Annotated in this window: 4 protein-coding genes and 1 pseudogene; 4 read left to right on the top strand and 1 reads right to left on the bottom strand. The window is 72.1% G+C overall.

The window, feature by feature from the left end; all coding sequences use genetic code 11:
* The coding region (locus VGV13_01940) for a molybdopterin cofactor-binding domain-containing protein (protein HEV8639840.1) at positions 1-2,312 on the bottom strand (2,312 nt) is incomplete at its 3' end.
* 266 nt (positions 2,313-2,578) lie between these two features.
* Between VGV13_01940 and VGV13_01935 the strand changes: the two are divergent.
* From VGV13_01935 to VGV13_01920, 4 genes and pseudogenes are all read left to right on the top strand, one after another.
* Positions 2,579-2,680: pseudogene (locus tag VGV13_01935) on the top strand (ABC transporter substrate-binding protein).
* 106 nt (positions 2,681-2,786) lie between these two features.
* On the top strand, positions 2,787-4,433 hold the full coding sequence (locus VGV13_01930; GenBank protein ID HEV8639839.1) for an AMP-binding protein: 1,647 nt from the start codon (positions 2,787-2,789) through the stop codon (positions 4,431-4,433).
* Positions 4,433-5,584: a histidinol-phosphate transaminase gene (locus VGV13_01925; GenBank protein HEV8639838.1), complete on the top strand. Its 1,152-nt coding sequence runs from the start codon at positions 4,433-4,435 to the stop codon at positions 5,582-5,584. Before VGV13_01930 ends, VGV13_01925 begins: the two co-directional genes overlap by 1 nt.
* Positions 5,585-5,771: 187 nt before the next feature.
* Positions 5,772-6,578, top strand: coding sequence for a CPBP family intramembrane glutamic endopeptidase (locus VGV13_01920; protein HEV8639837.1), 807 nt, complete (start codon positions 5,772-5,774; stop codon positions 6,576-6,578).
* Positions 6,579-6,599 lie beyond the last annotated feature (21 nt).

Here is a 6,599-nt window from a genome sequence, read left to right as displayed (position 1 = left end):
TGGTGGATCAGCCGCCAGATCTTCTCGGGCCGGAGCGGCATGTCGATGTGGGTGACGCCGAAGGGCGCCAGCGCGTCGACCACCGCGTTGACGACCGCCTGGGGCGCGCCCACGCAGCCGGCCTCGCCCACCCCCTTGGCGCCGAGCGGGTTCAGCGGCGTCGGCGTCACCGTACGCTCCAGCTCGAACGAGGGCAGGAGGTCGGCCTTGGGCGCCGCGTAGTCCATGAGGCTGCCCGAGAGGAGCTGGCCCGTCTCGTCGTAGACGATCTCCTCCCAGAGCGCCTGGGCCACCCCCTGGGCGATGCCGCCGTGAAGCTGTCCCTCGAGCAGCATCGGGTTGATGACGTTGCCGACGTCGTCCACGCCGATGAAGCGCTCGAGCCTCACCTCGCCGGTCTCCGGTCGCACCTCGACCAGGGCGACGTAAACCCCGAACGGGATCGTGAAGTCGGCCGGGTCGTACACGCGCGCGGCCTCGAGCCCGGGCTCCAGGCCCGGGGGGAGCTGCTGGCCGCGATGAGCGACCCGCGCGATCTCCTGGAGCGCGACCGCGCGATCGGGAAAGCCGCGGACGTGGAAGCGCCCGTCGGCGAACTCCAGATCGGCCTCGGCCGCCTCCAGCAGGTGCGCGGCGATTTTCCGGGCCTTGTCCTTGACGGTCTGCGACGCGAGCAGCACGGCGGTGCCGCCGACGGTGGCGGCGCGGCTGCCGCCGGTGCCGAAGCCCATGGGGACGACCGCCGTGTCGCCGTGGATGACGGTGATGTCGTCGGGCGTGAGCCCCAGCTCGTCGGCCACGATCTGGGCGAAGGTCGTGGCGGTGCCCTGGCCGTGGGGCGAGGTGCCGGTGAGCACGGTCGCGCGGCCCGAGGGCTCGATGCGGACGGCGCCGTACTCATGGGCGGCCAGCGCGCCGGTGCGCGAGGGGCCCGTGCTGGCCGTCTCGACGAACGTGGACAGGCCGACTCCGCGGTAGCGGCCCTCCCGGCGCGCGCGCGCCTGCTCCACCCGGAATTCGTGGTAGCCGGCAAGGTCGAGCGCCTTATCGAGCGTGAGCGCATAGCGGCCCGAGTCGTAGGTGAGCCCCGACGGAGACTTGAACGGGAAGTCGGTGTCGCGCACGAAGTTCTTCCGGCGGATCTCCACCGGATCGATCCCCAGCTCGCGCGCGGCGAGATCGACCAGGCGCTCGATGATGTAGGCGGCCTCCGGCCGGCCGGCGCCCCGGTACGGCCCCGTCGGCGCCTTGGTGGTGAACACGCCGCGCACCCGGTAGGACGCGGCCGGGATGCGGTAGGCGCCGGTGATGAGGCGGCCGCACAGGATCGGCGGCAGGCACGTGAACCCTTCCAGGTGCGCGCCCAGGTCGCCCACGCCCTGGACGCGGAGGCCGAGGAACGTTCCGTCCGGGGCGACCGCCAGCTCGCCCGTGTGCACCTGACCGCGGCCGTGAAACGTCGCCACCATGCTCTCGCTGCGTGTCTCGATCCACTTCACCGGGCGGCCCAGCCGGCGCGCCGCGAACGCTGCCAGCACCTCCTCGTCGAAAAGACCGAACTTGACACCGAAGCCGCCGCCGACCTCGGGGGCGATCACGCGGATCGCATGCTCCGGGACGACGAGGGTCTCGGCCAGGAGCGATCTGGTCTTGTGGGCGCCCTGGGTCGAGGTCCAGAAGGTCAGCGCGCCGGCCTGCCAGTGCGCCAGGCAGCCGCGCGGCTCCAGCGGCAGCGCGGCCAGCCGCTGGTTGACGAAGCGGCCGCGGACGATACGGTGGGCGCGGGCGAACGCGGCGTCGAGGTCGCCCGCCGACCAGCCGTACTCGTAGGCCACGTTGCCGGGCGCCTCCGGGTAGAGCTGGGGAGCGCCGGGCGCCAGCGCGGACTCGGGATCGACGACCGGCTCGAGCGGCTCGTACTCTACCTGGACGAGGTCCGCGGCGTCCCGCGCGGTGGCCCGATCGGCCGCCATCACGAACGCCACCGGATCACCGGCGAAGCGAACACGATCGCCGGCCAGGACCAGGCGGGGCGGATTGTTGGTATTGGGGGGCGCCAGGATCAGGGGCTTGGGCCGGATCGCGCCCTCGAGGTCGCGGGCCGTGAGCACCGCGTAGACGCCGAGCAGCTTCTCGGCGTCCGCGGTGTCGAGCCTCACGATGCGCGCATGCGCGTACGGCGAACGGAGCACGTGGCCGTGAGCGAGACCGCTGAGGGTCAGATCGTCCACGTACTGGGCCTGGCCGCGGATGAGGCGGGGGTCCTCCAGACGCTTGACCTCACTGCCGACGAACCGGGGCGCGGGCGACATGGCCCCTACCTTACGGCACGCGCGTCGACTTTGAAAACAGAATGACGTCGCCCGCGGCCAACGAGGGGAATGGCCCTTGACCGCCTCCCGCCTTCCGACGTAGGTTCACGGCACTCGTCCTTGACGGGAGGTGCCCGCTGAAGGCCCGTGCCGCCGCCCTCTTGGTCGTTGCCCTCGTCCTGCTCCTGGCCCTCGGAATCCTCCTGGCGCCCGCCGACGCGCAGGTGCAGAACAACTTCGAAGCCCTTCGACAAGGGCTGGGGGAGCCCACCAAGTTCGAGCTGGTCATCAACATGAAGACGGCCAAGGCCCTCGGCCTCACGATCCCGCCGTCGCTGTTGCTGCGGGCGGATCACGTGATCGAGTGAAAACCGTCCCGGCTCCGCCAGTCCCCAAGCCCGCGCGGCCGCCGCGACGGCCACGGCCTCCTCGACCAGCGCCGCCCAGGCCGCGCTGACGGGCGCCCGGGGACCGATGCCCAGCTTTGAGACCACGCTCACCGCCGAGCGCATCACCGCGCTGACCACGGCCGGGTACTGGAAGAACGAGACGCTGGACCGCTATCTCGACCGCTGGGCGACGAGCCGGCCCGACAAGACCGCCCTCGTGGACGGCGCCGGGCGGCTCACCTGGGCCGGGCTCGCCCGGCGGGTGGAGCGCGTGGCCTACGGCCTCCGGGCGGCCGGGATCGAGCGCGGCGCCGTGATCTCCTGCCAGCTTCCCAACTGGAACGAATGGGTTCTGCTCGCGCTGGCGGCGCTGCGCCTGGGCGTGATCCTGAACCCTATTCCCCCGACGTACCGGGCCAACGAGCTGCGCTTCATCCTCCGGACGCTCGGGTCGGAGGCCTTCGTCATCCCGGCCCGCTTCCGCAAGTTCGACTACGTCGAGATGGTCGCCGGCCTGCGCGCGGAGGCGCCGGCGCTGCGCGAGGTCTTCGTCTGCCGGGGGGCGCCGGGCCCGAACACGCGACCGTTCGCCGCGCTCACCGACACCGCCTGGGAGTCGCGGGCGGACCGCGGGACGCTCCCGGGGACCGACCCCAACGACGTCGCGGAGGTCATCTTCACCTCGGGGACCACGGGCGAGCCGAAGGGCGTCATGCATACCTCCAACACGGCGCTCTCGATCATCTACCCGCTGATCGCGCGACTCGGGTTCGGCGAGGACGACGTCGCGCTGATGTCCTCCACCTTCGGCCACCAGACGGGCTATCTCTACGGCTATTGCCTCACCCTGCTGCTGGGCTCGACCGGGGTCTGGCTCGATAGCTGGAGCGCGGAGGAGGCGGCGCGGCTCATCGGGGCCGAGCGCGTCACCTACACGATGGGGGCCACGCCCTTCCTGCAGGACCTCACCTACGCGCCCGCCCTCGAGCGCCACGACATCTCCTCGCTGCGCCTGTTCATCTCCGCGGGCGCGTCGATCCCGCGCAAGCTCGTCCAGGACGCGCGCCAGCGCCTGCACTGCGCGATCTCGGCCGGGTGGGGGATGACCGAGAACGGCCTCGTCACCTGCAACGGGCTCGACGACCCCGAGGCGAAGATCTTCGGCACCGACGGCTGCCCGCTGCCCGGCCTGGAGCTGCAGGTCGCCGACGACAAAGCGCGGCCCCTGCCACCCAAGACCGAGGGCGACCTGCTCGTGCGCGGTCACTCGCAGTTCGTGGGTTACTGGAAGCGCCCGGCCTTCACCCGGGAGGCGCACACCGACGACGGCTGGTTCAGGACGGGCGATCGCGCCATGCTCGACGCCGAGGGCTACGTCTCGATCACCGGGCGCTCCAAGGACCTCATCATCCGCGGCGGCGAGAACATCTCGGTGGCGGAAGTGGAGAACCTGCTCTTCGCCCATCCCAAGATCACCAACGTCGCCGTCGTGGCCATGCCCGACCCCCGGCTGGTGGAGCGCGCCTGCGCGTTCGTCATTCCCACGCCCGGCGCGGCCGTCACACTGGAGGAGATCGTCCAGTACCTGGAATCGAAGGCGCTGGCGCGCCACAAGTTCCCCGAGCGGCTGGAGATCGTCGGCGAGTTCCCGATGACGCCGAGCGGGAAGATCCAGAAGTACCGCCTGCGCGAGTTGATCGCCCGGAGGCTCGGAATGGAGCCGGTGCGCTGATGGCCGAGACCTACCTGGACCGGGCGGGCAGGCTCGCGCGCGAGGTCCAGCCCTACGTGCCGGGCGCGACCCTGGAGGAGGCGGCGCGCCGGGCGAAGGGCGCGGGGCCGCGGATCGCCAAGCTCTCGTCCAACGAGAACCCGCTGGGGCCCTCGCCGCTGGCCGTGGGAGCCATCCGGCAGCGGGCGCGCCACGCGCACTACTACCCGAGCGCGAGCGCGCCCGAGCTGGGCGCGGCCATCGCCCGCTACGCCCGCGTGCGTCCCGAGCAGGTGGTGGTGGGCGGCGGCTCCTCCACGCTCATGCACGCGATCGTCGCGGCGTTCACCACCGCCGGCGGAGAGATCGTCTCGGTGGCTCCCAGCTTCCCCGTCTACGGGGAGGTCGCCGCCATCCACGCGCGCGTGCCGGTGACGGTGCCGCTGCGCGAGGAGGACTTCGGGCTCGACCTCCTCCGCCTGCGCGGGGCCATCACGCCGCGCACGCAGCTGATCTTCCTGGCCCGGCCCAACAACCCCACCAGCACGCTCATTCCCATCGCCGAGCTGGAGGCGGTCGCCGAGCTGGCGGACGACGTCGGCGCGCTCGTGGTCTCGGACGAGGCCTACATGGAGTTCGCCCAGGCTCCGGCGCGGGAGACGGCCCTGACGGCGCTCCGGGGGGCAGCGCCGCGCTGGCCCAACGTGATGGTGACGCGGACCTTCTCGAAGGCCTTCGGGCTCGCCGACCTCCGCCTGGGCTATGCCATCGGCACGCCCGACACCGCGCAGTACCTCCGGCTGGCGAACGTGAAGTGGCCGACGGGGACGCTGGCCCAGGCCGCGGCGCGGGCGGCGCTCCAGGATCGCCGTCACCTGGCCCGGACCCTGGCGGTCGTCGCCGAGGGCCGCGCGTGGCTCGCGCAGAAGTTCGCCCACCTCGGCTTTGCGGTGGCGCCGCGGCCCCAGGGCAACTACATCATGGTGGACGTCGGCTCGCGCGGCTGGACGGCGCCGGACTTCGCGGCGGCGGTCTTCCGGGCGGCGCGCGTCCTCGTCCGCGGAGACTTCTCCGAGCGCTACGTCCGGATCAGCGTCGGGCGCCCTGGCGAGAACCGCCGCCTCCTGGCGGCCGTCCGCCAACTGCTCGGGGGCGGGCCCGGCCGGAAATAGAGCGGCTCGGACGGCGGCCGGCGCCTGCGCGCGTTCCCCGGCCGCGAGTGGCCGCGTTCGGCGCTTGAAGCCGTCGGCGGCTGCGGCTAGTGCCGTTCCAACTATTCGCGCCTAGGAAGGCACCGTGTACGTCGTTCGTGGACAGATTTAGTATCAACAAGTTGGAACGGCACTAGAGTCGCGCTCGATGAGCGCGCGACGCGTGTGGCCGGTCTTCGTCGCCTATCTGCTCGCGTTCGTGAGCATCGTCGCCTTCACCCTGGTGGCGGCGCTGGTCGTCCGCGGGCTCTATCCCGAGCTGCCCGAGCGCGAGGTCTTCGACGGCTTGCCGGGACTGCTGGCGGGGGCCCTGGCCTCCGCGAGCGCCCTGATGGTGACGCTCCTCGGCGTCATGCGGCCCCTCGATCTGGCGCGGCTGCGGCTCCTGCCCGGACGCGAGACGGGGCCGACCCTCGCCGTGATGATCGTGGGGACGCTGGCGCTGGGACAGGCGCTCGATTCGGCCACGGCGCTGGCCGGACTGGCCGATCGGGGCACCATGGCGGTGATCCGCCGCGCGCTGGAGGGCGCCTCGGGCGTCGAGCTCTTCGCGGCGGTGCTGGTCATCGGCGTCATCGCGGGGGTGGCCGAGGAGACCTTCTTCCGCGGCTACATGCAGAGCCGCCTGGCCGAGCACTGGCGGCCGTCCGTCGCCGTGCTGGTCACGAGCGTCGCCTTCGGCCTGCTCCATCTCGAAGGGCTCCACGTCACGCTGGCTTTCGCCCTCGGCCTCTGGCTGGGCTTCGTCACCGAGCGTGCCGGCAGCGCGCTGCCGGCGGTGGCCGCGCACGTGATCAACAACGCGCTGTTCACCGTGCTGACGGCCGGCGGCGTCACGGTCAACGCCTTCTGGCCGAACGTCGTCCTGGGAGGAGTCGGCGCGCTGGTCTTCGCCGGCTGCGCGGCGTGGCTCTGGCGCGCGCCAGGCTTGCGGCCGCGCGGGCCGGAGGGGTAGGCTTAGGCCACTTCCCGAGGA

The sequence above is a fragment of the Candidatus Methylomirabilota bacterium genome (assembly GCA_036001065.1).
GTDB lineage: Bacteria > Methylomirabilota > Methylomirabilia > Rokubacteriales > CSP1-6 > MNEF01.
Note: the sequence above shows the minus strand (reverse complement) of the source record. Positions and strands in the feature narration are given on the sequence as shown.